Here is a 26,410-nt window from a genome sequence, read left to right as displayed (position 1 = left end):
ATCTTATGAACACCCTATCCAGTGAGGTCCAAGGTGAAAGCACTCTTCTTTACTGCTGCTCTAGCGGCTGCCCTTCCGGTTCAAGCGGAACAATTCTCGGTAAATATTCCTGAACTGCAGAACGAAGCTAAAGGTGTCATTAAAGAGCTAGTGACAACGCTTGGCTCAGAGCTCAAAGTGGCTAAAAAAGAGGGCGGTGCTATTGCTGCCATCAACGTTTGTAATACCAAGGCTGAAGGTCTTACAAAAAGCGTGAATGATAATTCTGAATGGCATGTTGAGCGTACTAGTCTAAAGCTACGTAACCCGCAAAATGCTCCTGACCAATGGGAAAAGGCGATTCTTGAGCAGTTTGAATCCAAAGCGAAGCAAGGGGCTAATCTAAAAACCTTAGGTTTCTCGCAAGTTGTCGTAGACGAAGAAGGTAGAAAAGTATTCCGCATGATGAAGGCAATCCCCGTCGCTGATCAATGCTTAGCTTGTCATGGTTCCAAGATTAAACCAGAGATAGCTGAGCAGCTTCAGACCCTTTACCCGGAAGACAAAGCGACAGGTTTTTCCACAGGCGATCTTCGTGGTGCTTTCAGTTTGAAAAAATATTTATAAGATAAATTGGATTCTAAAAAGGGCTTATTAGCCCTTTTTTTATGCCTGTCTTTTTAGCTATTGCCAGAAAAGGTAACTTTTTTGATACCTTTTGATTGTATTTGTTTGCGCTTGATCCTTTCTTAAGCCCTTTGTTTACGGGGCTTTGATTAATATTGCTATTTTTTGTTAGCGATGTAGCTGCTTTTTGTCATTGTTGAATTTCAGTCTGAGACTAAGATTTATACATAGCTTGGGGAATGAGCTTCCCTCTATGAAAGTAACCCTATTTTCTTATGTGTAAGGGTTACCAAAATAACAATACAAAGAGGCGGTTATGAAAGTACTGGTTGCCGTAAAACGTGTGATTGACTACAACGTCAAAGCCCGTGTCAAAGCAGATAACAGTGATGTCGATTTAGCTAACGTAAAAATGGCTCTAAATCCATTTTGCGAGATAGCAATTGAAGAGGCTGTACGTTTAAAAGAAGCGGGTACAGCGGATGAAGTTGTCGTTGTTTCTATTGGTAATAAGAGCTGCGAAGAGCAGATCCGTACAGCACTGGCATTGGGTGCCGATCGCGGTATCCGTGTCGATGTCGAAACCAACCCTGATTCCCTTTCTGTCGCTAAGCTATTAGCCAAAATTGTAGAAAAAGAAGCGCCAGGCATGGTGATTCTTGGTAAGCAAGCGATCGATTCTGATAACAACCAAACCGGTCAAATGTTGGCTGCTCTGTTAGATCGCCCACAAGGTACCTTTGCATCAGAAGTTGAGGTGACTGGCGATAGCATCAACGTCACCCGTGAAATCGACGGTGGTTTGCAAACAGTCAACCTGACTATGCCAGCGGTTGTAACAACAGATCTGCGTCTTAATGAACCACGTTACGCATCCCTGCCAAACATTATGAAAGCGAAGCGTAAACCGCTTGATGTCCTAACGACTGACGAACTGGGCGTGTCTGTAGCGAGCAATCTGCAACTACTGCGTGTCGATCCGCCATCTGAGCGTCAAGCAGGCATCAAAGTAAGCTCTGTAGATGAGCTAGTCGAAAAACTACGTAATGACGCTAAAGTAATTTAAGGGGGTGATCAGATGACTATTCTTGTAATTGCCGAACACGATAATAACGAGCTTAAACCCGTAACCCTCAATACCTTAGCTGCAGCAAATGCGATTGGTGGTGATGTTCACCTGCTAGTTGCGGGTGCTAACTGTCAGGCCGTTGCTGATGCGGCGGCTCAAGTATCGGGTGTGAGTAAAGTTCTACTGGCTGATGATGCTGCGTATGAGCATCAGCTGGCAGAAAATATCAGTAAGTTGGTGCTAACCGTCGCTGCTGACTATAGCCATATCCTAGCTTCAGCAACGACAACAGGTAAGAACTTCTTACCGCGTGTTGCAGCACTGCTAGATGTAAATCAGATCTCAGACATTATTGCCGTAGAAGCAGCGGATACCTTTAAGCGCCCGATCTATGCAGGTAATGCGATTGCGACAGTCCAGTCCAGTGATAGCACTAAAGTTATCACCGTTCGTGGGACAGCCTTTGATCCTGTTGCTAACAGTGGTGGTTCTGCAGAGGTCGTTAGTCTTGCTGAATCATGCGATAGCGGCCTATCTAGCTTCGTTTCAGAGGAACTGGCGAAAAGTGATCGTCCAGAACTAACCGCTGCTTCAGTAGTAATCTCCGGTGGTCGTGGTATGGGCAACGGTGACAACTTCGAACTACTTAACAAAGTGGCGGACAAGCTTGGTGCGGCGGTTGGTGCATCTCGTGCAGCGGTTGATGCGGGCTTTGTACCTAACGACATGCAGGTTGGTCAGACCGGCAAAATGGTCGCGCCAGAACTGTATATCGCCGTGGGTATCTCCGGCGCGATCCAGCACTTAGCCGGTATGAAAGATTCCAAAATCATTGTTGCGATCAACAAAGATGAAGAAGCCCCAATTTTTCAGGTGGCTGATTACGGGCTGGTGGCCGACTTGTTCGATGCCGTGCCTGAGCTAGAGAGTAAGCTGTAAACAGCATAACTAAAAAGCGCTTAGGCACTTCGCCAAGCCAAAAATAAAAATAGACGGAGCAACTTAGATGCTTTTCGAAGGACAATCGATTTACGTACAGTCGATCGAAGACGGGATCTACGATGTGGTGTTTGACCGCAAAGGCGATGCTGTTAATAAACTCGATCAGGCGACTTTGGCTGAACTGCGCGAAGCGGTAAATGCCCTGTGTAACCTAGATGATATTCGTGGTGTGATTTTCTCCAGTGCCAAAGACTGCTTTATTGTTGGCGCCGATATCACCGAATTTATGGGCTTTTTCTCCGCTGAAGATGAAGACCTGATTGCAGGCTTGATGGATATCCACAGCCTACTGAATCAGATCGAAGATATGGGCTGCCCAACAGTCACTGCGATTAATGGCCTATGCCTAGGTGGCGGTTTTGAATTGGCGCTATCCACGGATTACCGTGTGATGAGCGACCAAGCCAAAGTAGGTCTGCCAGAAGTTAAGCTAGGTATCTACCCAGGTTGGGGCGGCACAGTTCGTCTACCACGCTTAATTGGTGTGGATAACGCCAATGAGTGGATCTGCGCAGGTGCTGAGAAACGCCCTGATGCAGCACTTAAAGATGGCGGTGTAGATGCGGTTGTAACGGGTGATCAGGTTAAAGCTGCGGCTCTAGATCTACTGAAAGGCTGTATTGCAGGTAAGTTTGATTACCAAGCGCGCCGTGAAGAGAAGAAAACGCCGATCAAACTAAATCAGGTTGAACAGATGATGGCGTTTGAATCTGCAAAAGGTGTGATCGGTGGCAAGGCGGGTCCTCACTACCCTGCACCCATGGCTGCGCTGAAAACGATTCAAAAGCACGCGAATCTTCCTCGCGAAAAAGCCAACGAGATCGAAGCTAAAGGCTTTGTGAAAGTTGCGAAAACCGATGTGTGCGCATCCCTTGTTGGTCTATTTATGAAAGACCAATACATCAAGAAAGTCAGCAAAGGTTTTGAGAGCAAAGCCGAGCCGGTTAAAAAGGCCGCTGTGCTGGGTGCCGGTATTATGGGTGGTGGTGTTGCTTACCAATCTGCCTCTAAAGGTACGCCTATCTTGATGAAAGATATCAACGATGCGGCGCTTCAGTTAGGTCTGGATGAAGCGACTAAACTGCTGAACAAACGCGTATCTCGTGGCCGTATGGATGCGATGAAAATGGCATCGGTGCTAAACAGCATTACGCCAACGCTAAACTACGGTGATTTCGGTAGCGTTGACCTTGTGGTCGAAGCGGTTGTTGAAAATCCTAAAGTGAAGAAAGCTGTACTTGCTGAAGTTGAAGGCACGCTGCCAGAAGGCGCGGTACTGACGTCTAACACTTCTACAATCTCTATTACTGAGTTGGCAACAGCGCTTAAAAATCCAGAGAACTTCTGTGGTATGCACTTCTTCAACCCTGTGCATCAAATGCCACTAGTGGAAGTTATCCGTGGTGAGAAAACCTCTGAAGATGCGGTCGCACGTACAGTTGCTTACGCAAAAGCGATGGGCAAAACCCCAATCGTTGTAAATGATTGCCCAGGCTTCTTAGTTAACCGTATTTTGTTCCCTTACTTTGGCGGTTTTACTGCACTACTTGAAGATGGTGCGGACTTTAAACAAGTCGATAAAGTGATGGAGCGCTTCGGCTGGCCAATGGGTCCTGCCTACCTTCTAGATGTAGTCGGTATTGATACTGCACACCATGCAGATAGCGTAATGGCGGCAGGTTTCCCTGATCGTATGAGCCACGAAGGTGAAAACGTTATCGATCGTATGTTCTCCCTAGAGCGCTTCGGTCAGAAAAACAGCAAAGGCTTCTACCGTTACGAGCTTGATCGTAAAGGCAAGCCGAAGAAAATTGTGGATGAAGAAGTACCAGCAATGCTTGATGGTATTGCCAAAGAGACGCGTGAGTTCACTGATGAAGAGATCATCGAGCGCATGATGATTCCTCTATGTATCGAAACCGTTCGCTGCTTGGAAGATGGCATTGTTGCTAGCCCTGCAGAAGCAGATATGGGCTTGATCTACGGTATTGGTTTCCCTCCATTCCGTGGCGGTGCACTGCACTATCTGGATCAGATTGGTTTAGCTGAGTTCTGCGCTATGGCACAGAAATATGAGGGTCTAGGACCGTTGTATCAGCCGACCGACAAGATGAAACAGATGGCCGCTGCTGGCGAAACATACTTTCCACAAAATGCTCAGGGTTAAGGGGTAAAAATCATGAACTTGAAACCAAATGATGTAGTCATCGTTGACGGTGTTCGTACCCCGATGGGTAAATCAAAAAATGGCTCGTTCCGAAATGTTCGTGCCGAAGCGCTATCAGCGGCGGTAATCAAAGCGCTGTTAGAGCGTAACTCAGCACTAAACCCAGCAGACATCGAAGATGTGATGTGGGGCTGTGTTAACCAGACGAAAGAACAGGGCTTCAACATCGGCCGAAATGCTGCACTGCTAGCAGGCCTTCCTCATACGGTAGCGGCACAAACGATCAACCGCTTATGTGGTTCATCTATGGCAGCGCTACATGCAGCAGCCCAAGGCATCATGACTGGCAATGGCGATATCTTTATTGCGGGTGGTGTGGAGCATATGGGTCATGTATCCATCATGCACGGTGTTGATATCAACGCTGAGATGTCCAAAAAAGTGGCTAAAGCAGCGATGATGATGGGCGTAACAGCAGAGATGCTAGGCAAAATGAACGGTATCAACCGTCAAATGCAGGATGAGTTCGCAGCCCGATCTCACCGTCTAGCACATCAAGCACATCTGGATGGCCTATGGGATAGCGAAATTATCGCGGTCGAAGGTCACGACGAAAACGGCTTTAAATCGCTAGTCGAAGCGGATGAAGTTATCCGCCCAGAAACGACAGTTGAAACACTGGGTGCGCTTAAGCCGGTGTTCGTACCTAAAGTGGGTACAGTAACAGCGGGCTCATCCTCTGCCTTCTCTGACGGTGCATCTGCACTGCTGGTGATGTCGGCGGCTAAAGCAGAAGAGTTAGGGCTAACGCCACGTGCACGTATTGTCAGCATGGCGGTAGCCGGTTGTGATCCATCCATTATGGGTTATGGACCAGTACCTGCGACTCAGAAGGCTCTGAAACGCGCAGGTCTTAGCATCGAAGATATCGACTATGTCGAGCTTAACGAAGCCTTCGCCGCGCAAGGTCTGTCTGTACTTAAAGGACTGAAACTGCTCGATAAGATGGAAGATAAGGTAAACCTAAAAGGTGGTGCGATCGCCCTAGGTCATCCATTGGGCTGCTCAGGTTCACGTATCACTAACACTCTAATGAACGTGCTAGAACAACAGGATGGAACCTTAGGTCTAGCGACCATGTGTATTGGCATGGGACAGGGGATCTCTACCGTGATTGAAAGGGTGTGATCCACCCGCATTTCTTCTTCGCGACTTCACTCTAAGCTATATCTTGCCCCGCTTTTTAGCGGGGCTTTTTTGTATTTAAAGAGCGTGAGGTAGTAGTGCAACACCATTTACTCTTTCTCTTATGTTCAAGTAGGATAAATAGGCTTTATTAGCATATATATTAAGTTATTGATCAAGGATGAAAGTATGTTTCAAAGATCCCCATTTTTTCCTAGTAAATCTCTTGGTTTGGTTGGTTTAGTGCTGGCTGCAGCGTTTTCTTTAACGGCATGCACCAACCCCAATACGCCGGCAGGTCATGAAGGCTATGTTTATGAAAAGCCGCGAATCTTTGGTGTGGGTGGCTATAAGTCGACACTGCAAGGGCCTGCTAACTATGGCGTATCGCTTTGGCGTCATCAGGTGATTAACATCGATATGCGCACTAATACTTATACTGAGAAATTTAAGATTCTGGCGAATGATGATCTAAATATCTCTTTTAACTTCCATGCTGTTATTTCGATTAACTCAGACACGGTCAAGGATGTAGTGGAAAATTACGGCGGAGAAGATTGGTATTCACGGTTTATCAAAGAAACCTTTAGAACATACGTACGTGATGCTGTTCAGCAATATGGTAGTCGAGAGCTAAAAGCTAACCGTGAGCGCATTGCTGTAGAAGTAGTACAGAAGCTGAGGATCTATCTGGCAAAAACCCCTTTTAATGTACATAAAATCGTTGTTGGAAATATCAATTATCCGGCAATCGTCTCCAAAGCTGTCGAGCAGAAGCTTGCCGCGCAGCAGCTTCTATCAGAGAAAGAAACCCAAAAGCAGATTGCGCAAAAAGATGCGGAAATTCGTATCGAAGAAGCTAAAGGTATCGCTGAAGCACAAAGGATTATTAACGCGACGTTGACCGCGAACTACCTTCAGCATGAAGCTATAAATGCTCAACTTAAAATGGCTGAATCACCAAATCATACAACGGTATATATTCCTGTAGGGACAAACGGGATTCCCCTAGTTAAAGGAACTAAGTAGCAATTTCCATCTAAGGGGAGCTTATTTATGGAGTTATTTCGGTCTTCTTAGCTGCTAGTTATAACGTTAATGGCTCTTTTATAAAAACGATCTATAAAAGAGCCATGAGTCTGAGGTATTAAACCTCTTCGTCTTCATCCAATAGCTTAATCCCAGCTAGTGGATTATCTTCATCGAATGGCTGTTGCTCGGGTTCCGGTGCTGTATCGGTTTTTTCCGCTTTGTCATCAACGACTGCTAGGTTCATGCGAAGGCGCATATCGTTTGCTGAGTCAGCATTGATGATCGCTTGGTCTTGTGTGATTTTGCCTTCATCAAAGAGTTTGAATAACGAGTCATCAAAGGTTTGCATGCCGGTGGTATCAGAGCCTTTAGACATAACCTCTTTGATCTCTTTGACGTCACCTTTCATGATTAGCTCTTGAACACTGGAGGTTCCCAGAAGTATCTCAATTGCTGCGCAACGTTTACCTTCAATGGTTGGAATCAGACGCTGAGAGATAATTGCTTTGAGGTTGAGGGCGAGGTCATGGAAGATCTGTTTATGCCGTGCCTGAGGGAAGAAGTTAATAATACGATCAATTGCTTGGTTAGCGTTATTAGCATGCAGTGTTGAGATTGCTAAGTGACCAGTTTCTGCGTAGGTTAGGCACTGTTCCATAGTTTCCTGATCACGAATCTCACCGATCAAAATGACATCAGGTGCTTGGCGTAGAGCGTTTTTAAGTGCACTGTGGAAGTTACGAGTATCAACTCCAACTTCACGCTGATTGATTAACGATTTCCGGTGGTTGTGGACAAACTCGATAGGATCTTCAATGGTGATGATATGACCGCCGCTATTACGGTTACGGTGATCAATCAGTGCAGCAAGCGATGTTGATTTACCCGAACCTGTCGCGCCAACAAACAGTACTAAGCCGCGTTTCTCCATAATCACATCTTTAAGGACGGGCGGTAGGCCTAAGTCTTCCATCTTAGGAATATCGGCTTTGATATTACGCGCGACCAGAGAGTATTGGTTTCGTTGCTTAAAGATGTTGATACGGTAACGCGCTACTTTGGGAATAGAGTAAGCGAGGTTCATCTCTAGTTCTTCTTCGAAGGTGGCGCGTTGCTGCTCATCCATTAAGGAGTTTGCGATTGCTTCGATCTCTCCGGGTTTATAAGGCTCTTTACTTAATGGCGTTAACTTACCTTCGAACTTTGCACAGGGTGGAGCGCCGGTAGTTAGGTAAAGGTCGGAGCCGTCACGTTTCGCCAAAATTGTAAGGTAATCCTTAAATTCCATAGGTGTCTGATCCTTATAATTTACAGAGGATTTATGTGGATATAGGACAAAGTCTAGTGGAAGAAAAACGGGGCGTCATCCTGAAATATTTTTTCTGGGTTATGTTATATGGTAACATTTCGCGCTTTGCTGTTGATTGAAGGTATGGGCTGTGGCGCAGGAAGCTCTAGAAATTGAATCTGAGATGAGATTTGTCCAAGGGGTTAGTCCCGAGGTTTTAACTCAGATTTATGATCAAGATGTACACCTCTGTAATTTTCAAAGGGACTTGGCGCTTGATGTGACGGGCTATTGCGAGGCTTTGCTGCAAAACGAACATCTAAATATCAGAGCGGTTATTCAAGCCGATGATCCTTCAGCAGTTTTAAATAATCTATTACCCGAGCACTCAGGCAAGTCTGAATTTATCGAAGATCTAGCTTTGATCATCGACATGTATGCGTGCTTGTTTGAGTTGGATGAAGTGGGTCTGCGCTTACAGGTTTTGGACCGTGCGATGTGCCCTCGCTTCCATACAGATAAGTTAGGTTGTCGTTTGGTAAGTACTTACGCTGGTCAAGGGACTGAGTGGTTGGAAGACCCTTTGTTAGATCGGTCGAAATTAGGTGCGGGTAATGGTGGTTTGTCTGACGACAAGTCAGGCCTATACGGTAGTGAAGAACTGATACATCAAGCGCAAGAAGGTGATGTATTGCTGCTCAAGGGTGATGGGTGGTATGGCTTGGATGGAAAGGGTGTTGTACATCGCTCCCCAATGGTCCCTTCTGGGCAAAGTCGATTAGTCGCTACTTTGGATTTTGCATAGTTCACAGCCTGAAGTCGGGTTCTGAGCTGGTCGATCAATCTTCTAATTCAATTTGAAACATAACGAGCAGTTAAGTCTGTTTGTTATGATATATCATAATTATTTGAGGTATAAAATGAAAAAACAAGCACTCGCTTTTGCTGTGGCGGCGCTATCTATGCAGGCTTCTGTAGGTCATGCGCTGGAAGTTGGTGTCATTCTGGATGTGTATCACAAATCCGATGATACGGCGTTGAATGGTCGTACAGAAGGTTTTGGCTTGAGTCATAGTGAACTTAGCTTGAGCCAAGATATTGGTGATGTTGCTAAAGCGCAAATGACTTGGATTGCTGAGTGGAATGAAGAAGAGTCTGATCTTGAGCTTGAAGAGCTATACATCCAAAGCACTTCGCTACCAGGTATCAGCCTGACAGCGGGTCGTTTCTTGGCAGATATTGGTTATCTGAATGCTAACCATAGCCATTCTGATAGCTTCAGCGAACGTCCTCTAATGTACAAAGCGTTCCTTGGCGGTCACTACTACGATGACGGTGTATCTGCGAGCTGGATTGTCCCAACAGATCGTTACTGGCGTGTAAGCGCAGCTGCATTTGGCGGTGATGAACTGGGTGAAGAAAAATCAGTTAACACTATCGGTACATGGACGCTTTCTACTGAGTTTGGTGATGACTTCGGTAACAACTCCAGCTGGCAGGCAGGTGTAAGTTACATGCGTAACCGCACGCAGGAGGCAGGCCATCATGAAGAGGAAGAGGATCATGATCATGAAGAAGGTCATGCACATTCACATGGTGCTGAGTACCAAGGTGAGCACCTTTACATTGCTGACCTAGTTTGGAAATGGTCGCCTAACGGTAACAACCGTCAAGAGCAGCTAAAAATTGCAGCTGAATACGCCTATGTAGATGATCTATATGGTGCAGAAGTAAACGACTTCAGTGGTTGGTACCTATCTGGTGTTTATCAGTTTGATGAGAACTGGGCTGCTGGTATCCGTCACGGCCAAGTGGATCTTGCACATGAGCATGAACACGATGGCGAACATGAGTGGGAAGATTCTGAGCTTAAAGAAACTGCTGTGATGGTTAGCTGGTCGCCAACGCACACTCAGAAAGTACGCCTTGAATACCGTCACCAAGATGCTGACAACATGGAAGGTGAAGACAACGCGATCACACTTCAATACCAAGTAGGATTTGGCGCGCATGCTGCACACAGCTTCTAAGCTAATTGCAGCGGTTGCGCTGTTAGCTGTTGTTACACCTGCGCAAGCGCTTACGATTTTTGCCTGCGAGCCTGAGTGGGCGGCGTTAAGCCGTCAACTTGCGCCGGAGGCTAAAGTCTTTAGCGCGACTCACGTCTATCAAGACCCGCATTATATCGAGGCGAGACCTAGCCTGATTGCTAAGTTGGCTAGAGCTGATCTTGCAATCTGCAGTGGTGCGAGCTTGGAAGAGGGCTGGATGCCGGCGCTACAAAAGCGTGCGTCTAACCGCAAAGTGGCAGACGGTGCCGTAGGTATGCTTTACCTGTCTGAACATGTTGAGACGATTGAAAAACACGAAAAAGAGTTTTTCAGTACCGAGCATGTTCATCCCGAAGGTAATCCCCACTTTCATCTGGACCCTGAACGAGTTCAACAGCTAGCACCGGTTATCAGCAATCGCTTACAGCAGATTGATCCTGATAACAAAGAATCGTACCAACAGGCGTTGGAAGCTTGGCAGGTGCGTTGGCAGGAAAACCTCGTTCGTTGGAAAGCAATGGCTGAGCCACTAAAAGGTATGCCTGTTGTTGTTCAGCATACGAGCTTTAGCTACTTGTTAAATTGGGCCGAGATCAAGGTTGTGGCAGACCTAGAGCCTAATCCGGGTGTGCCGCCAACGATGTCACATCTGCAATCGTTGGTATCTACTGTTGAGCAGCAGCGTCCGCAGTTTGTGATCAGCAACTGGTACCAGAATGATAAAGGTGCGCGTTGGTTATCTGAGCAAACAGGTATGGCGCATGCGAATTTGCCAGCGACGGTTGATCTTAAAGGCGAAGTGTCTGATCTAACGAAACTGTTTGATCATCTGCTGAAGCAATTAACGGTACAGAAGTAATGCAAGCACTGAGTATAGGTTTGCCCGCGTTGGTGGCTGGCTTGCTGATTTTGGCAAGCCATGTCCCTTTGGGGCGACAGGTTTTAAAGCGAGGGATTGTTTTTATCGACCTTGCCATTGCGCAGTTAGCCGCACTTGGCACTATCTTAGCCACGCAGTGGCACTTTCATGATGCCGAGCATGATCATGGAGCTCTAATATCAACATTGATGGCAGTACTTTTTTCCCTTCTGGGTGTTGCATTGGTGGCTTGGATCAACCGAAATCTGCCAGACTGGCGTGAGGCTTTTATCGGTTTGATCTATGTGGCTTCCGCATCATTGTTGGTGTTGGTGGTAGCAGGCCAGCCCCAAGGAGGTCAGGCATTAACGCGTACGTTAAGCGGTGATGTTCTCTGGCTTACTTGGGCTGATCTGGTGCCTCTCGGCGTGATGGCTATCGTTATTCAACTGCTGGCTTTATTTAGGCCTCAGAGTTTAGAGCGATTTTTCTACATCGCTTTTGCTGTGACGATTACATTGTCGGTTATGAAAGCGGGCATCTATCTGGTATTTGCTTGCTTAATTGCTCCGGCGCTTGCAGCGCAAGTAAGAGGTAAATCTGTCGGCTGGGCTTATCTTGTCGGTGTAATTGGCTTTGTGGTTGGTTTGTTGTTGGCTTGGTCGTTTGATCTGCCCGCGGCTGCTACCATCGTTTTATCGCTAATCCTCACCCTGACTTTGGCTTTGGTCATACAGGTTCAGTTTCAAAAACAGAAAGTATCAGCGTAATAAAAAAACGGGCCTTAAAGGCCCGTTTTTATTTTCTGATGGAACTCTAGTTAAGCCACTTCCGTGCAACGACTGCGCTGCTTATTAGCTTGCTTACGTTTACGGCGAGCTTTTAGCCACGTGTAAAAGCCTAACAGTGATGTGCCAGAAATTGCCAAGATAAACAGGCTTATAACTCCATCTCTGCCATCCCGGCCTAGACCATCTGCAAAATGCCATTTATGTAGATAGCTAAAGATCCAGCTGTACACCTTATCTGCGTTATCTACTTTGACAGAAAGCACAGCATCTCGAGTATCGACGTAATAAGTCTTATCGGCATAATCTATAGCGACTACTGGCAGGCGTTTATCAATAAACCCATAGCTATGGTCCTCTTTGAAGCTATTAATAAGACGCTGATCTATCACTTCTGGCTGCTGGCCTTGGGTGCTAGATACTAGCTGTTTGGCGAAGTCGAACGGTCCTTCTGGTAGTTGTTCGCCTGATTGAGCATCTAACCATATACTGGGCTGTCTTGGTTGCTGAAGTTGCCATACAGCGCGCCTATCAAGTTCATGAAGTTGAGCATTACTGCTGTTAGGGAATTGAGCCTGTACTTTAGCTAAGCCAAAACTAATATCTGAAAGCGCGAGTGATTGATCGAGCGGTACGCCTCGAATTTCGGGCTCTAGCTTTTCTATAGTTCTGACCATACCGCTGAATACGAACATTAGCAGTGCGGCCGAAACTCCCACACCTGTCCAAGCATGGATCTTCTTAAGTTGAGCATTTTTACGCTGTTTTAATGGCAATACCGCAAACAGGTAAAGGCCACTGATACCGATAAAGGTTGAGATCAACATCATGCTGATGAACAGAGCGGTTCTAAGTGGGTTTTCCTGATCGATAAAGGCCCATACATGTAAGAAGTGGAACAAGGTCATAAACAAGCGACGAGAATCATCCGTAATTGTCGCAAGGCGGTCCTGACGGATATCCACAAATACACTTAAGTTGTCATCGCGCTCGAACTTTACTTCCCACACGGGTAACAATCTGTTGATTGATGGGTATTGCTGACTAAATTCCGAGATCAGTTTGATCTGCTTTATCCCTGCTGTTTCTTCTCCACTGTAATGGCGTGCTAGCTGTTCTGCATAGGCTAACTCTACCGCTGGTGCCGGTTTTGCATTCAGGGTTAAGAAATGTGATGGCTCAGAGCGATTTGCCCAGCTTTGGATATACCAGTTTTGATCAACCTTAACGGGGCGCAGTCCTGCTACTCTCGTCAGCTGAGACTCTTCGATTAAAGTTTCAATGCTGGGCAGATTTGCTGGCCATTGTGGCTGTGCATAAAAATGCTGCGCCATCTCCGGTGCGGTTAAACGCATTACCGGATGAAGAAGACCGCTTAGCCCAAATAGTAGTAAGGGCACGAGCACCAGCAGCGCAAGCCTCCGGTGCCAAAGGTAAAGCTTTGCTTTCATATCAGTGAACTCTACCAGTTATATTTCAGGCCAGCTTTAAGGGTGCGGCCTGTGCCAGGGTAGAAGCTCTCGCTGCCCCAGCTGTATTCGGTTTGGTAGTTGTATTGACGATCAAACAGGTTATCCACACGCCCAAACAGCATCAGCTCTGGTGTTAGTTCGTACTGACCTTTCAGGTTGAACAGGGTGTAGCTAGGCGCTTTTAGGGAGTTAGCATCGTCTTTCCAGTAGGACCCAATATGGTCGGCTTGAAGCTGAGTCACTAAACCCGGAACCGATACTGGCGACCAGTTGACTGTTACGCCGACTTTGTTGCGTGGAGCGCGCATGATTTCGTTGCCAGAGTAGTCAGTACCATCATTTACGTAGTCGATAAACTCATGCTTAGAGTGGCTAAGTGCTAGCTTAGTAGACCAAGAAGACGAGAAAACATAGCCAAGCTCAAGCTCGATACCTTGATGGCGAGTTTCGCCGGCATTAGTGCGGTAGGAGTCTCCGTTGTTGTCATCCGCTGATACGATGGCATCGTCGATCGTCATACGATAGATCGAAGCTGAAAGGGATAGATTCTCACGTTGTAAGCGGTAACCCAGTTCAACCGTTGTTGATGTTTCCTCTTTAACACCACCAACGAGTGAAGCACTATCACCACTCTTAAGGTTATACATTGTAGAAGCGGTTGGCAGACGGTTAGCTTGGGCAACACGGCCAAAGAAACCACTGTTATCATTCAGCGCGTAGTGGAAGCCAAGTTTAGGGTTCAGGCTAGTAAATTTATCCTTACGATCAGCCAGTTGACGGTTGCCGAAGCCATCATCATCGGTTTCAGCTAGATGGTTGTCTAATTCGTACTGGTTATAGTCGTAACGTAAACCCGCTTGTACCGTCAGAGCATCACCCAGCATTAAGTTATGTTGGATGTAAGGGGAGACGTTTTTGTAAGTAATATCCTGATCGCGGTATTCAAATCCAGCAGTGTAGCTTACTGGAGGCCCCCAACCGCCTGAGACGGTAATATCAATTGGCTGGTAGCTGAATGTTTCCGATTCAGAGTGTTCCAGATCCACACCAAAGATCGTTTCGTTGCCATTGTCGTGTGCCCAGTTACCTTTAGCTAACAGGCCAAAACTAGTAACGTTGCTGTCAGTTTTAGGCGTATATGAACGCCAAGTCGCCATGTAATCATTAGAGTTATAGCGAGCATAAGGGATAAAGCTCAGCGTTAATTGATCATTTAGGGCGTGAGTTAGCTCGAAGCTTAGGCGAGCAAAATCGCTGTCTCGTTCAGGATTAATTGCTTTAACCGCGTCGCTTAAACCTGATTGGGTGCGGTCTTTTGCAAGTTCTTCTGCATCTAAGGAGGAGGCCATCTCATCGGTCATCGTTGAGACTTGGAACTGTGTTTTTAGCTCCGTATCTTCATCTATTTCCCAAATGTGCTTTGCCAAAATCTCTTGGCGGTCACGGGCAGTATGGTCGCGCCAGCCGTTATCTTGGAAAGCTGATGCTGAGATCAGGAAGGCTTGGTCTTCAGCTATTTTGTCGCTGTGTTGTACTTTTATCTGTGCGTAATCATCTTCACCTGCCAGTACGCTTACATGGCCTTTAGGTGCGAAGGTTGGTTCTGCACTTAATACGTTGATCGTTGCTGCGACTGCACCCGAGCCGTACAGAGTGGTACCGGCACCTTTAAGTACTTCGATCTGATCTGCACTGGTATTGAAGCTCGACCAACGTAGGCCGTTATGGTTGAAGAATGCGCTGGATTGCAGAGGGATGCTGTCTTGCAGGAACAGGTAATAGCCATCGTAATTTAATGGCATGCGGATACCGGTGTTATGAGATGAACTGCCAGATAGCTGGTTAATCGTCACACCTGCCATCATTCGGGTACTGTCTTGTATATGTGCACCCTGATCCAGTTGCAATTGTTTGTCATCAACTGCGCTGACGCTGACAGGTAGTGAGTTACTCTCTTCATCTACACGGCTTGCAGTCACAACCATAGTTGAAGCGACTTCATCTGCAGCAAACACCGTCTGCGGAATGCTAGCAGTAATGACTGCAGCCGCTAGAGTATTAAGGGGGAACTTGATAGAGAGTGATTGTGACTTCATAACCCTGTCCAAACGCTAAAAATTTTGGCGCATGGTAACGATGGCTGAGCGGCTTGAGAATGTGACCAATTGTCGCTGAGGCAATCTGTCGCAGGGCTTTTCCCAGAGTTAACGCTCGCTCGAAGTTTGCCTAGTTCTCGTTAACTATCAGAGTAGATAGGCTCGAAATGAAGGGGTAACGATAGTTGCCCCTCAGAGCTTGAGTGACTTATCTCGTGAGGTTTATTTGGCAAGTAATGACTTGAGTAGCTCTACTGTTTCATCTGGATGCTCAAATGGAAAAAGATGGCCACCGTTAAAACCGACTAACCCCATATTTGGGAAGTTGCGTTGCCACCATTTAATGTCACCTGCACCAAACAGATCACTATGCTCTCCATAGATTACAGTCCCCGAAACCTGTTTTAGCCACTTGGGCGCATTGAGAAGAACATTGCGGAATATATCGGCTTCAATCTCCGGAGAGATACTTAGTTCTACACCATTGTTTGTTTCAGTTAGACCATGAGTGATGTAGTCATTAAAGCAGGCAGGGTGGAATGTTTTGAAAAGCTTTTTCTGGCTGAAATACTCTCGTGCTTGTTCACGACTATCAAATTTTGATCGACGTTTAGCAGCTCGCTGTGCCGGAGATACTTTGTCTATCAAGCCCATCTTTTTGATCAGCTTTATCAGGTAACGTTTGCGGCCGTTAAAAAGCACGGGATCAAACAATATCACCTGTTTAAACAGCTCAGGCCTGAGTCCTGCGGCAATTAAGGTGACCACAGCGCCAGCAGAATGCCCCATACCGATTACAGGTGTAGCTTTGTTTTGCTCAATATCTTCAATCAGCTCTTTGGCATAGTTGGTTAGATCACCATCTAATGGGTAGTCACCATGGCCCATTTTTTCGATATAGGTCACAGAGTACTCTGGCAACTGGTTAAACAGATATTGATAGCTACTACCTGGGAAACCATTGGCGTGACTAAATTGGATAGTGGTCATAATTCTATGCCTACTTAGGGTTGATTGATCATCATGCGGACCGTGTTTTTAGCGATATCGTTGATATCTTCACGATTGATATAGATGCCATCGTTGAACAGCCGACATAGACCATGGAGTGCGGCCCAGCTTGATTGAGCAATGCGTAAACTCGGTTGTTCAGGATCAAACAGGTTTTGTTGTTGCAGCTCTTTCACCCAATCCAGCCAAATATGAAAACTGTTTTTGGAAATGGTTTGTAACTCAGGTGTAGGCTCACCCGTTTTCCAAATTTCACGACCGTACATAAGATCGTAGGTTTCTCGTTCTTCATCGGCAAAGCGGATATAGGTGAGAACGTAATGCTCAAACAGCTCCACTGTTGATAAATCCTTTTTACACTCAGTAACCGATTTAACTAACTGATCTTGCTGGTGGAATCCTTGTGCAGCAATGGCACAAAGTAGCTCATTTTTGTCTTTGAAATGGTGATAAGGGGCTGTGCGAGACACACCGACTTTATCCGCCAGTTTGCGTATTGATAGGTTATCCACACCGCCTTCAGCGATCAGATCGGTCGCAGCTTTAAGCAGTGAATCTCTTAAATCACCGTGGTGATAGTTCTTCTTTGAATTCGTCATAGCTGAGGAATTTAGCAATCAATCTTGACAGTGTCAAAATTGGTGCGCTATCTTGTCTTTATCTTGACGGTGTCTAGTTTGATTAATAGATCATTTTTCATTCATAAAAATAAGAGCGATGTATGAGTTACCAAACCTTCTTATTACAGGTTGATCAGCAGATTGCGCACCTCCAGCTAAATCGTCCTGACGCTTGTAATGCCATGAATAAAGCCTTTTGGCAGGAGTTTCCCGAAGCATTAAGAGCACTAGATACAGAAGCCGAGGCGAGAGCCTTAGTTATCTCTTCCCAGGGAAAGCACTTCTCTGCAGGTATGGATCTAGAGATCTTTACTCAACCTGATCCGCAGATGTTTAACGGTGAAGCTGGTCGACGTGCCGAAGCGGTTCGCCGCTTGGTGATGCAGCTACAAACTTGTTTTAACCTGCTGGAAGAGATTCGTATACCGGTGATCAGTGCTGTACAGGGTGGTTGTATTGGCGGCGCTTTAGATCTGGTTTGCGCCACAGATATGCGTTACTGCACCGCCGAGGCTTATTTTACTGTTAAAGAAACCGAATTAGGCATGACGGCAGACCTGGGTACATTGCAGCGTCTGCCTCAATTAATCCCTTCAGGCCTAGCGCGAGAGTTGGCTTATACCGCTCGTAAATTGAGAGCTGATGAGGCGTTAAAAGTAGGGTTTGTGAACCGTGTTTACCCGACTCAAGAGACTATGCTTGATGATGTGATGGATATTGCCGCTCAGATCGCGTCGCAGTCGCCTTTAGCGGTAACTGGGTGTAAGCAGATGATCAACTATGCCCGGGACCATAGCGTTCAAGACAGCCTGAGTTATATGGCGACTTGGCAAGCAGGTATGTTTCAACCAGAAGATATGATGCAAACCTTCAGTGCCAAGATGTCTGGAAAGGCACCGGAATATAAATCGCTACGAAAAATAGCGGCGCCGTTTAGCGGCAAATAATATAGATAAGAATAATAGATGGGCATTTTAGTTTGCCCTTACGACAAGAGAAAAGACCATGAGTACAACTCCTTATCCACATCTATTACAGCCACTGGATTTAGGCTTTACCACTTTAAAAAACCGCGTGCTAATGGGATCTATGCACCTAGGTTTAGAAGAAGCACCAAATGGTTTTGAGCGTATGGCTGCTTTTTATGCAGAGCGTGCGCGCGGTGGTGTCGCTTTGATCGTGACCGGTGGTATTGGTCCGAACAAAGAGGGGGCAGTTCATGGTCATGCTGCGCAGTTGGCTACGGCAGAGGATGTGGATAACCATCGGTTGGTAACTGACGCGGTACATAAAGAAGACGGTAAAATCTGTATGCAGATCTTACATACAGGCCGTTATGCTTATAATCCGCAACCGGTTGCGCCTTCGGCTATTCAAGCACCGATCAATCCTTTCCCGCCTAAAGAGTTAAGTGAATCTGATATCGAAAACCAGATTCAGGATTTTGTGCGCTGTGCATCGCTTGCCAAAGAAGCCGGTTATGACGGCGTAGAGATTATGGGTTCAGAAGGGTATCTACTGAATCAGTTTATCGCCAGCAGAACTAATAAACGTGATGATGAGTGGGGCGGTGAGTACGAGCAACGTATCCGTTTTCCTCTGGAAGTTGTTCGCCGTGTTCGTGAAGCCGTAGGCACTGATTTTATTATTATCTATCGCTTATCGATGCTGGATTTAGTTGAAGATGGTAGTAGCTATGAAGAGATCATTGCTTTAGGTAAAGCGATCGAAGAAGCTGGTGCGACTATCATCAACACCGGTATTGGCTGGCATGAAGCGCGTATCCCAACCATCGCAACCAAGGTGCCGCGTGCTGCGTTTACTTGGGTAACAGCGAAAGTTCGTGAGGCGTTAAGCGTGCCGGTGATCACTTCAAACCGAATCAATATGCCGGATGTTGCTGAGGAAGTGCTGGCACGAGGCGACGCTGATATGGTCTCTATGGCACGTCCATTTTTAGCTGATCCAGAGTTTGTTGTTAAGGCCGAGCAGGATCGCGCAGATGAGATTAATACCTGCATTGGTTGTAACCAAGCGTGCTTAGATCATGTTTTTGTTGGCAAGTTGACCAGCTGTTTAGTTAACCCGCGTGCCTGTCATGAAACCGAACTCGTGATTATCCCTACAGAAAAGCCTAAAAAACTGGCTGTGGTAGGTGCAGGCCCAGCAGGCTTAGCTTTTGCAACAACAGCTGCTAAGCGTGGACACCAAGTAACGTTGTTTGATGCCAGTTCTGAAGTCGGTGGGCAATTTAATATCGCCAAGCGTATTCCGGGTAAAGAGGAGTTTTATGAGACGCTTCGATACTTTGCTAAGCAGGTCGAGATTACTGGCGTTGAACTCAAACTTAATACACGTGTTGATTCGGCGATGCTGTCAGAAGGTGATTTCGATGAAGTCGTATTGGCGACAGGTATCTCGCCGCGTACACCTGAATTAGAAGGTGTCGAGCACGCTAAAGTACTCTCTTATCTCGATGTGATGAGCGGTGCTGAAGTTGGCCAAAAGGTAGCTGTGATCGGTGCCGGTGGCATTGGCTTTGATATTTCGGAATATCTGATCCATCAGGGTGAATCAACCAGCCAGAATATCTCTGCATTTATGCAGGAGTGGGGTGTGGATATGGACCTTAATGCCCGTGGTGGTATTAAGGGGATGAAGCCAAGTTTTGAACCTGCGGCCCGAGAGGTGTACCTGCTGCAGCGTAAAAAATCTAAGGTGGGTGCTGGCCTGGGTAAAACCACGGGCTGGATTCATCGAGCGGATCTGGCTAAAAAAGGTGTGCGCATGTTGAATAAGTGCGAATACCAGAAAATTGATGATGCTGGTTTGCACGTATTGGTGAACGGTGAAGCGCAGCTGTTAGAAGTCGATAACGTTATTATTTGTGCAGGCCAGGAGCCTTGTCGCGAACTGGCAGATCAGATCAGCAACAAACCTGTTCACCTGATTGGTGGTGCTGATGTAGCCGCTGAGCTCGATGCAAAACGTGCCATTAACCAAGGTACAACGCTGGCGTCAGAGATCTAATTAATATGCCTATTACAAATCGATAATCTGGGAATAGATCAAACCAACTTTCTAGTCGGTGTAACCAGCAATCAGTTGATAGGGATCAATCACATAACTATTGGTTAGTTTATGCTGGAGTTAGGATCACAGTAAAAGGACTTTGACTGTATTGGACGTAAAGCAGTGAAAGGTTATCGAAGTTCCCATATAGGGCAACAATTTGGTTTGATGAGTGTGCTTAGCTTAATCAGCATGTTGTTGCTCTTTTATCTTTTCTATAGCGCCTTTAGCGATACCTTCTATGAAGAGAAAAAGCAGGAAAGTCGGGATTTAACGACGTCTGCAGTCTCTATGATAGAGGGATTCTATAAGTTGAGTCAGTCCTCTGAAATGACAGAACTGGAAGCTCAACAGCTTGCACTCCACGCATTGAAATCCTCTCGTAGTTTCCACGATGGTTATTACTGGGTGAATGACAGTTATGCCAATATGGTGATGCACCCTGAACGGCCAGATTTAATGGGTATTAACCTCGCTCAGGTTGAAGATATCAATGGCCTCCATCTGTTTTCAGAGTTTGTACGTGAAGCGCATAAAGGTGGTGGCTGGGTCGATTATTACTGGACAAAACCGGGTGTGGAGCGTGAAGTTTTTCACAAGGTCTCCTATGTTGCCCTGTTTGAACCTTGGGATTGGGTTATTGGTACAGGCGTTTATCTGGACGAGGTTGAGGCTAAGAACAATCGCTTATTTATCCAATCAATCGAACTGATTGTAGTGGCCTTCTTGTTGATGGCAATAGTATCCGTCATGTGGGCGAAAAGGAGCACTATCCTTATTCGTGATCTGGCGATTAAAGACCCATTAACAGGTCTCTACAGTCGCCGTTATCTTAACGAATCTGGCGGTAGTTTTATTAGTCAGGATCGACGCAATGAAAATAACCACCTCTATGTTTTGTTTTTGGATATAGACCACTTTAAACAGATTAATGACAGCTTTGGTCATCGTTTTGGCGACGAAGTTTTACATGAAGTTGGCAATGTTTTACTAGAGCATACTCGCCCAGAAGATCTGTGTGTTCGTTACGGTGGTGAGGAGTTTGTGATTCTGACATTGGCTCATCAATTTGGATCAGTGCATCGCCTTGCTGAACGGTTGAGGGCTCATATTAATGCTCTGGAGCTAACAGAAAATATTGATCTCACAGTTAGCGTAGGCATTGCTATGCGGGGCTGTGAAGAGTCGATGATCTCGGTATTAAATCGCGCAGACCAATACCTTTATGAAGCGAAAGAGTCTGGTCGTGATTGTGTGGTTTCAGAGTCTGTTTAAGCTTGAACGTTCAGGGAGTAATTCGAGTAAACAGCCCTATTATTACTTGCCTTATGGTTAATTCGATTACATATTAGTCGCCGCTTATTGATTCAAAGAAAGGGAATAAATCGTTATCAATGATGACAGGTATTAGTACTGAACTATGGGAATGTATTTAACAATAGCTGCTTTGATTGTTGCAGGTCTTTTTTTTGTTGGCATGATCTTAATTGATGCTTACTCCCAAGAAACGTATTTGAAAAGTAGGGAAAAGAACAATTTATACCTAGAGCTCACTGAGCAGCTGAAGCAAGGAACGTTATCGGCGGGGCCTGTATTCTCGGGAAGTGATAGTGTTGATCGTTATACAGCAGAGTTGTCATTTGAACAGGGGATGTTCAAATTTTGTTACCGTAAAAATAATATTGAGTTATGTGAATTACATCACCGATCTATTGAAATGTTGGAAGAACAGGTGACAGAGAAATCTAAGTTTGTACTCAGTGACTTCAATAAAAAAGCAGCCTAATTAGGCTGCTTTTTTAAAATCTGAGAATCGTTGCGACTTTAAGCCACGGTCTCAATCAGCTGTGGGAATTCAGTGCCAGGGTCGTTTGGAATCTGATCGGCTAGTCGAGCTTGTAGTCGCTGTTGTAGTTCCTGATCTTGCTGCTCATTAGCATCTTGAGGTTCTGGTGAATTTGCAGCTGGCGCTGCTGAAAATTCAGGTTCTGTGTTGTCAGCTGGACGATTACGTAGGCCTTCTTGCAGGTCTAGCGCAGACTGAATATCGATGCCTCGGAAACTCTCAACATCTTCACCGGTTTGTTCTGCTAAGAAATTTTCGATCTGTTGCTGTTGCGCTGCTTGGTCAATAGCAGGTTCGGCATTATTCGCACGATTCGTTCGTGTTTCTAAGCCGTTATCAACATTTTGGACTTGGCTTGTTTGCGGCAAGTCTTGATTAAGTTGCACCTGACCACCCGGCTCAGTACCTAGCGGAGCATTCACGGCTAAACCGTTACCCGCTGATTGAGCTGTGGATTCTGGCCCCGCTCCTCTTGGGGAGATAAGCGATTGTGCAGTGCTTAAGGCTGAAATGTTGTTTTCCATAATGCTGACCAAATTTCTGTGTTCTTAAAACAGATGTTCTTATAGCAAACTACGTACTGAGTTAGTCATTATAGCTGAGAATTGGTTCCCGTGTTGTGAAGCTTATTCATAATTTATGTCGAGATTATGTAAACCTGTCACTTTATCGACTAACGCTTTGCGAGATGCTGCTGTAAATAAGAGGCTTGTTGTTCACTAAGGTTCGACAATAAATTCTGTAACTCTTTGACCAACGCGCTATAGCCGGGTTTTTCCAGTGACTGCTTGAGATTAAAGCGGTAAGTGCTGATTACCTGTTCATCTTGTTTCATTTGCCAGTGCCCGCTTAAGACTGCTTCACCGGTTTCTGTGCCATGAAACTGATCTATTTGGGTGGCAATGCTGTAGTTCCAATCACTGTTGCGGCCGAGGGAACCATCGTCCACACGGCTGTTACTTAAACGTTGATCAAGTTCGTTGTGCAATACGCGGGTAATCGCTTGATCGGGTTGTTCCGCCCAAAGGTGTTGATTGGCAATGCGAATATGGTTTTCGCGAGTGAGCAAAGCAATCCCCGGTGTATTGATATATGGTGCTACTTTAACCGGCTGGATTCCGATGACTCGCTGATAGGTCTCTTTTACATAGCTTTGACTATCGCTGCTAAGAAGATAGTACTGACTCTGTGGATTGCTACTTTGTGATGCACAACCGCCTAAAACACCCAATAGAATCAGGCAGCCAAAAAGGTGGATAGTTTTATTCATTAGGTCGGCCTCCTGGGATTGGGTCCGCGCTTTTCGGAGCATCAAAAATCAGCGCATTAGGTTTTTCATCTAGTGTTTTCAGTACCGGTTGAAGCTGTTTCAGTGTTTGTTGCAGCGTATCTAATGAACGGTTCATCTCTTGGTACAGTTCACTTTGTGGGGCGATGCCTTTTGCTGCCAATCGAACTTCTTTTAAGGTTGCTTTTAACTCTTCTGGTAGGGCTTGGGTGTTGTTATTACGCACCAACGCCTCGATCTCTTTCAATGTGCTATTTAGTTGTTTAATAGCTTTTTCAGAGGTATTCAGTGTTGAATCCAACTGAGAAATGAGTGGTTCAACTTGTAGTTGTTCTATTTTGCTGAGTACCGCGCTGAGCTTGTTCTCTAGCTGTGCAAAGCCACCTGACACGGTTGGAATCACAGGGTAACCATCAAACTCGATAAGGTTGGCTGTTTGCTCTTCGGGGTAGAGGTCGAAATCGACAAATAGACTGCCCGTAATCAGATTGCCTGATTTGAGGCTAGCGCGCATACCTTGTTGTATCCAAAAGCGCAGTTTTTCATGAGCGTTATGCAGTACAGCTTCTTCATCGTCATAACCTAAACGCCCCGGTTCTAGACGAATAATTACCGGAATACGCGGGTCTGATTCACCGGTAATTTCAGCAATTTGGAAAGGAATACGCTCAACCGTACCTATACGCACTCCGCGAAACTCGACAGGTGCTCCGGGAACGAGCCCGCGGACCGTTTGATCGAATAGCAGTAAATATTCATTGTAAAAGGCATAAGGCTGTTCTTTGACGCTCTCAAAATCTGGGTAAAGTTGATAGCGATCACCATCCGCTGCCGCTTGGCCTTTGCTATCGCCATCAATTACATCAAATGTCACTCCACCTGCTAGAAGGGTATCTAGTGTACCGGTTTGTACATTTACGCCATCAGCCGAGAGATTGAGGTTGATACCGCTCATATTCCAGAAACGACTATCTGTAGTTACGAGTTGATCATAAGGCGCTTGGATAAATAGATCGTATACCGCTTGTTTTGCTTGAGTATCGAAGGTTAATTGTTCGATACGGCCGACAGGGAAACCACGGTAGATCACCGTATCACCCACACTGAGCGAGTGAGCATTATCGCTGATCAGTTGAAGTCTTAAACCTGGCTCTGATGCTGAGGTGACAGGCGGCTCTTCTAAGCCTGTGTACTTCGTTGATTTCTGTTTCCCTTCACCGGGACTCATCTCTATATACGCACCCGATAGCAATGTACCAAGGCCACTCACGCCACCAGTGCCTACGCGGGGTCGTACCACCCAAAAACGGGTGTTGTTTAGAAGGAGTGATTCAGCTTCGGGCTCGATCCGTGCTTTAACTAAAACGTTGCCATCGGCGTAATTGAGTTGGACTGATTCGACCTTGCCGACTTCAACGCTTCTAACTTTAATCTTGGTTTTACCAGCTTCTATGCCATCAGCAGTAATGAAGGTAATACTGACCAATTGACCACGGTTAGCCCAGTCCTGGTAGATCATCCAACCGCCCAGAAGCAGAGCGATCAGGGGCAATATCCAGATGCTGGAAATTGAGCGTTTAGCGGTGATAACCGGGGTAGGGTCTGTTTTCGAAGTAGACATAATTAAGTTGCGTCGTCCATTAAGTCGGTCAGAGGTTCTTGTCCATGATTGATGGCGCGTATTTCTGTGTCGCTCAGGTTATCCCATATTAAGCGGGGGTCAAAGCTGATCGCCGATAACATAGTTAAAATCACCACGCTGGCAAAGGCGATGGTAGCGATTCCGGGCTGGATACTGACTAGTCCGCCCAACTGTACCAGAGCCACTAATACCGCAACGACAAAGACATCGATCATCGACCAGCGACTAATCAGTTCAGTGATACGATACATCCACATCCGTTCAGTTAATTTGTGCTGATGTCCCGCTTGGACACTATAAGCCAACCAAAAGATCATTAGCATTTTAGCAATCGGAACCAAAACACTGGCGATAAAGACCACCAGTGCGATCGGGTAAGAACCATGCTGCCAGAGCAAAACCACACCGCCCATTATGGTGCTGGGATCTTCCGAGCCTAATAGGGTGGTATTCATGATCGGATAGATATTTGCCGGTAGATAAAGAATTACAGCAGTAATCAGGTATGCCCAGGTTTTCTGCATGCTGTAGGGGATGCGCGGATGCAGTTTACTTTCACAGCGTCGGCAATTTTTTTCGTTCGCTGGGTGGAGCAGATCACAATGATGGCAACTGATCATCTCTTGCTTCAATGCACTGCCTTCTGAGACTTGGACTTTTGCGCGTTCAATCCCGGCGCAATGATCTAGTTGATGCCACAACTGCAATTTGTCGACGGAGGTGATTGTTGCGATAAGGCAGATCGCAAAGAGCACATAAGCCCAGAACGACATCCCTATGACTATGTCAGCCATCCCCGCGATTTTAACCAGACTTACCAATACGCCGATAAGAAAAACTTCCGCCATGCCCCAAGGGTGCAGGGTAAACAGGAGTCGCGTGACTTGATACATCCATCGCCGACTGTGGTCCAGTTTTAACGGAATCAGAATAGCCAAATATGCACTTAGCAGTAGAGCTGGAATCAAGATAATAAAGCAGAGTAGTAATAAGGCGAGTATAGGAAAACCGAGTTGAAGTAGGTCGAACCCGCTCTGTGCTAGAGAGACTTCCTGTTCACGCCCTTGGGATTGAAAGGCTAAAAACGGAAATGGCAGGGAAAGAAATAGAAAGATCAGTGCGCTAATGGCAAACGCTATAGCACGATCAATGCTGTTGGGTACTTTTGCCGTCAGTTGATGCCCGCAACGTCGGCAGTGTGCTTTTAATCCTGGTGCTAGATCAGGAATCTCCTGAATCAGGTCACAGCAGTGACAGGCAACTTTTTCTACGGACATTGAAAAATATCAGCTCAATCTGATGGTTTCTTTGATTTT

At 46.1% G+C, this 26,410-nt stretch carries 23 protein-coding genes; 14 read left to right on the top strand and 9 right to left on the bottom strand.

Going from position 1 to position 26,410, the window contains the following annotated elements; genetic code table 11:
• Positions 1-33 precede the first annotated feature (33 nt).
• The 6 genes from ACMXYU_RS14095 (at position 34) to ACMXYU_RS14070 (ending at position 7,058) form a co-directional block, all read left to right on the top strand.
• Positions 34-606, top strand: a complete 573-nt coding sequence (locus ACMXYU_RS14095; RefSeq protein WP_415899175.1) for a DUF3365 domain-containing protein — start codon at positions 34-36, stop codon at positions 604-606.
• A 316-nt stretch (positions 607-922) separates the two neighbouring features.
• Positions 923-1,672, top strand: a complete 750-nt coding sequence (locus tag ACMXYU_RS14090) for an electron transfer flavoprotein subunit beta/FixA family protein (RefSeq protein ID WP_415899174.1) — start codon at positions 923-925, stop codon at positions 1,670-1,672.
• Positions 1,673-1,684: 12 nt separating this feature from the next.
• Positions 1,685-2,614 carry an electron transfer flavoprotein subunit alpha/FixB family protein gene (locus ACMXYU_RS14085; protein ID WP_415899173.1) on the top strand — a complete coding sequence of 310 codons (930 nt, stop codon included), beginning with the start codon at positions 1,685-1,687 and terminating at the stop codon, positions 2,612-2,614.
• Positions 2,615-2,681: 67 nt separating this feature from the next.
• Complete coding sequence (gene fadB / locus ACMXYU_RS14080) at positions 2,682-4,844, top strand: fatty acid oxidation complex subunit alpha FadB (RefSeq protein WP_415899172.1); 2,163 nt, start codon at positions 2,682-2,684, stop codon at positions 4,842-4,844.
• Between the two features lie 12 nt (positions 4,845-4,856).
• Positions 4,857-6,032, top strand: coding sequence for an acetyl-CoA C-acyltransferase FadA (gene fadA / locus ACMXYU_RS14075; protein ID WP_415895155.1), 1,176 nt, complete (start codon positions 4,857-4,859; stop codon positions 6,030-6,032).
• 186 nt (positions 6,033-6,218) lie between these two features.
• Positions 6,219-7,058: an SPFH domain-containing protein gene (locus ACMXYU_RS14070; RefSeq protein WP_415899171.1), complete on the top strand. Its 840-nt coding sequence runs from the start codon at positions 6,219-6,221 to the stop codon at positions 7,056-7,058.
• Between the two features lie 118 nt (positions 7,059-7,176).
• Here ACMXYU_RS14070 and ACMXYU_RS14065 read toward each other — a convergent pair whose 3' ends face one another.
• Positions 7,177-8,349: a PilT/PilU family type 4a pilus ATPase gene (locus tag ACMXYU_RS14065; RefSeq protein WP_415899170.1), complete on the bottom strand. Its 1,173-nt coding sequence runs from the start codon at positions 8,347-8,349 to the stop codon at positions 7,177-7,179.
• A 151-nt stretch (positions 8,350-8,500) separates the two neighbouring features.
• Between ACMXYU_RS14065 and ACMXYU_RS14060 the strand changes: the two genes are divergently transcribed.
• From ACMXYU_RS14060 to ACMXYU_RS14045, 4 genes are all read left to right on the top strand, one after another.
• The gene (locus ACMXYU_RS14060; RefSeq protein ID WP_415899169.1) at positions 8,501-9,154 is read left to right on the top strand and encodes a DUF1826 domain-containing protein; all 654 of its coding nucleotides are present in this window, start codon (positions 8,501-8,503) and stop codon (positions 9,152-9,154) included.
• A 115-nt stretch (positions 9,155-9,269) separates the two neighbouring features.
• The gene (locus ACMXYU_RS14055) at positions 9,270-10,379 is read left to right on the top strand and encodes a hypothetical protein (RefSeq protein WP_415889258.1); all 1,110 of its coding nucleotides are present in this window, start codon (positions 9,270-9,272) and stop codon (positions 10,377-10,379) included.
• Positions 10,360-11,259 (top strand): metal ABC transporter substrate-binding protein, encoded by a 900-nt coding sequence (locus ACMXYU_RS14050; protein ID WP_415899168.1) that lies wholly within the window; start codon positions 10,360-10,362, stop codon positions 11,257-11,259. Before ACMXYU_RS14055 ends, ACMXYU_RS14050 begins: the two co-directional genes overlap by 20 nt.
• Positions 11,259-12,029, top strand: coding sequence for a metal ABC transporter permease (locus ACMXYU_RS14045; RefSeq protein WP_415899167.1), 771 nt, complete (start codon positions 11,259-11,261; stop codon positions 12,027-12,029). The genes ACMXYU_RS14050 and ACMXYU_RS14045 overlap by 1 nt, the downstream gene beginning before the upstream one ends.
• A 50-nt stretch (positions 12,030-12,079) precedes the next feature.
• Here the strand turns inward: ACMXYU_RS14045 and ACMXYU_RS14040 are convergent, their stop codons facing one another.
• From ACMXYU_RS14040 to ACMXYU_RS14025, 4 genes are all read right to left on the bottom strand, one after another.
• On the bottom strand, positions 12,080-13,498 hold the full coding sequence (locus ACMXYU_RS14040) for a PepSY domain-containing protein (protein ID WP_415899166.1): 1,419 nt from the start codon (positions 13,496-13,498) through the stop codon (positions 12,080-12,082).
• Positions 13,499-13,509: 11 nt separating this feature from the next.
• The gene (locus ACMXYU_RS14035) at positions 13,510-15,615 is read right to left on the bottom strand and encodes a TonB-dependent receptor (RefSeq protein ID WP_415899165.1); all 2,106 of its coding nucleotides are present in this window, start codon (positions 15,613-15,615) and stop codon (positions 13,510-13,512) included.
• A 222-nt stretch (positions 15,616-15,837) separates the two neighbouring features.
• A complete protein-coding gene (locus ACMXYU_RS14030) occupies positions 15,838-16,605 on the bottom strand; it encodes an alpha/beta fold hydrolase (RefSeq protein ID WP_415899164.1) in 768 nt (255 codons plus the stop codon).
• Positions 16,606-16,619: 14 nt separating this feature from the next.
• Positions 16,620-17,225 carry a TetR/AcrR family transcriptional regulator gene (locus tag ACMXYU_RS14025; RefSeq protein ID WP_415895144.1) on the bottom strand — a complete coding sequence of 202 codons (606 nt, stop codon included), beginning with the start codon at positions 17,223-17,225 and terminating at the stop codon, positions 16,620-16,622.
• A 122-nt stretch (positions 17,226-17,347) separates the two neighbouring features.
• On the opposite strand from ACMXYU_RS14025, the gene ACMXYU_RS14020 reads away from it, so the two are divergent.
• From ACMXYU_RS14020 to ACMXYU_RS14005, 4 genes are all read left to right on the top strand, one after another.
• Entirely contained in the window at positions 17,348-18,193 is an 846-nt protein-coding gene (locus ACMXYU_RS14020; protein WP_415899163.1) for a crotonase/enoyl-CoA hydratase family protein, read from the top strand.
• Between the two features lie 58 nt (positions 18,194-18,251).
• The gene (locus tag ACMXYU_RS14015; protein WP_415899162.1) at positions 18,252-20,276 is read left to right on the top strand and encodes an FAD-dependent oxidoreductase; all 2,025 of its coding nucleotides are present in this window, start codon (positions 18,252-18,254) and stop codon (positions 20,274-20,276) included.
• Positions 20,277-20,441: 165 nt separating this feature from the next.
• Positions 20,442-21,593 (top strand): diguanylate cyclase, encoded by a 1,152-nt coding sequence (locus ACMXYU_RS14010; RefSeq protein WP_415899161.1) that lies wholly within the window; start codon positions 20,442-20,444, stop codon positions 21,591-21,593.
• A gap of 145 nt (positions 21,594-21,738) precedes the next feature.
• On the top strand, positions 21,739-22,104 hold the full coding sequence (locus ACMXYU_RS14005) for a hypothetical protein (protein WP_415899160.1): 366 nt from the start codon (positions 21,739-21,741) through the stop codon (positions 22,102-22,104).
• A gap of 38 nt (positions 22,105-22,142) precedes the next feature.
• Here ACMXYU_RS14005 and ACMXYU_RS14000 read toward each other — a convergent pair whose 3' ends face one another.
• The 4 genes from ACMXYU_RS14000 to ACMXYU_RS13985 form a co-directional block, all read right to left on the bottom strand.
• Complete coding sequence (locus ACMXYU_RS14000) at positions 22,143-22,688, bottom strand: hypothetical protein (RefSeq protein WP_415899159.1); 546 nt, start codon at positions 22,686-22,688, stop codon at positions 22,143-22,145.
• Positions 22,689-22,837: 149 nt separating this feature from the next.
• Complete coding sequence (locus tag ACMXYU_RS13995; protein WP_415899158.1) at positions 22,838-23,434, bottom strand: membrane integrity-associated transporter subunit PqiC; 597 nt, start codon at positions 23,432-23,434, stop codon at positions 22,838-22,840.
• Positions 23,427-25,073, bottom strand: coding sequence for an intermembrane transport protein PqiB (gene pqiB, locus ACMXYU_RS13990; RefSeq protein ID WP_415899157.1), 1,647 nt, complete (start codon positions 25,071-25,073; stop codon positions 23,427-23,429). The genes ACMXYU_RS13995 and pqiB overlap by 8 nt, the downstream gene beginning before the upstream one ends.
• 2 nt (positions 25,074-25,075) lie before the next feature.
• Positions 25,076-26,371, bottom strand: coding sequence for a PqiA/YebS family transporter subunit (locus ACMXYU_RS13985; protein WP_415899156.1), 1,296 nt, complete (start codon positions 26,369-26,371; stop codon positions 25,076-25,078).
• Positions 26,372-26,410: the final 39 nt, after the last annotated feature.

Source organism: Neptuniibacter sp. QD48_11 (assembly GCF_047778095.1).
Classification (GTDB): domain Bacteria; phylum Pseudomonadota; class Gammaproteobacteria; order Pseudomonadales; family Balneatricaceae; genus Neptuniibacter.
The sequence above is the reverse complement of the archived record's forward strand: the minus strand, read 5'-3'. Positions and strand labels throughout refer to the sequence as shown.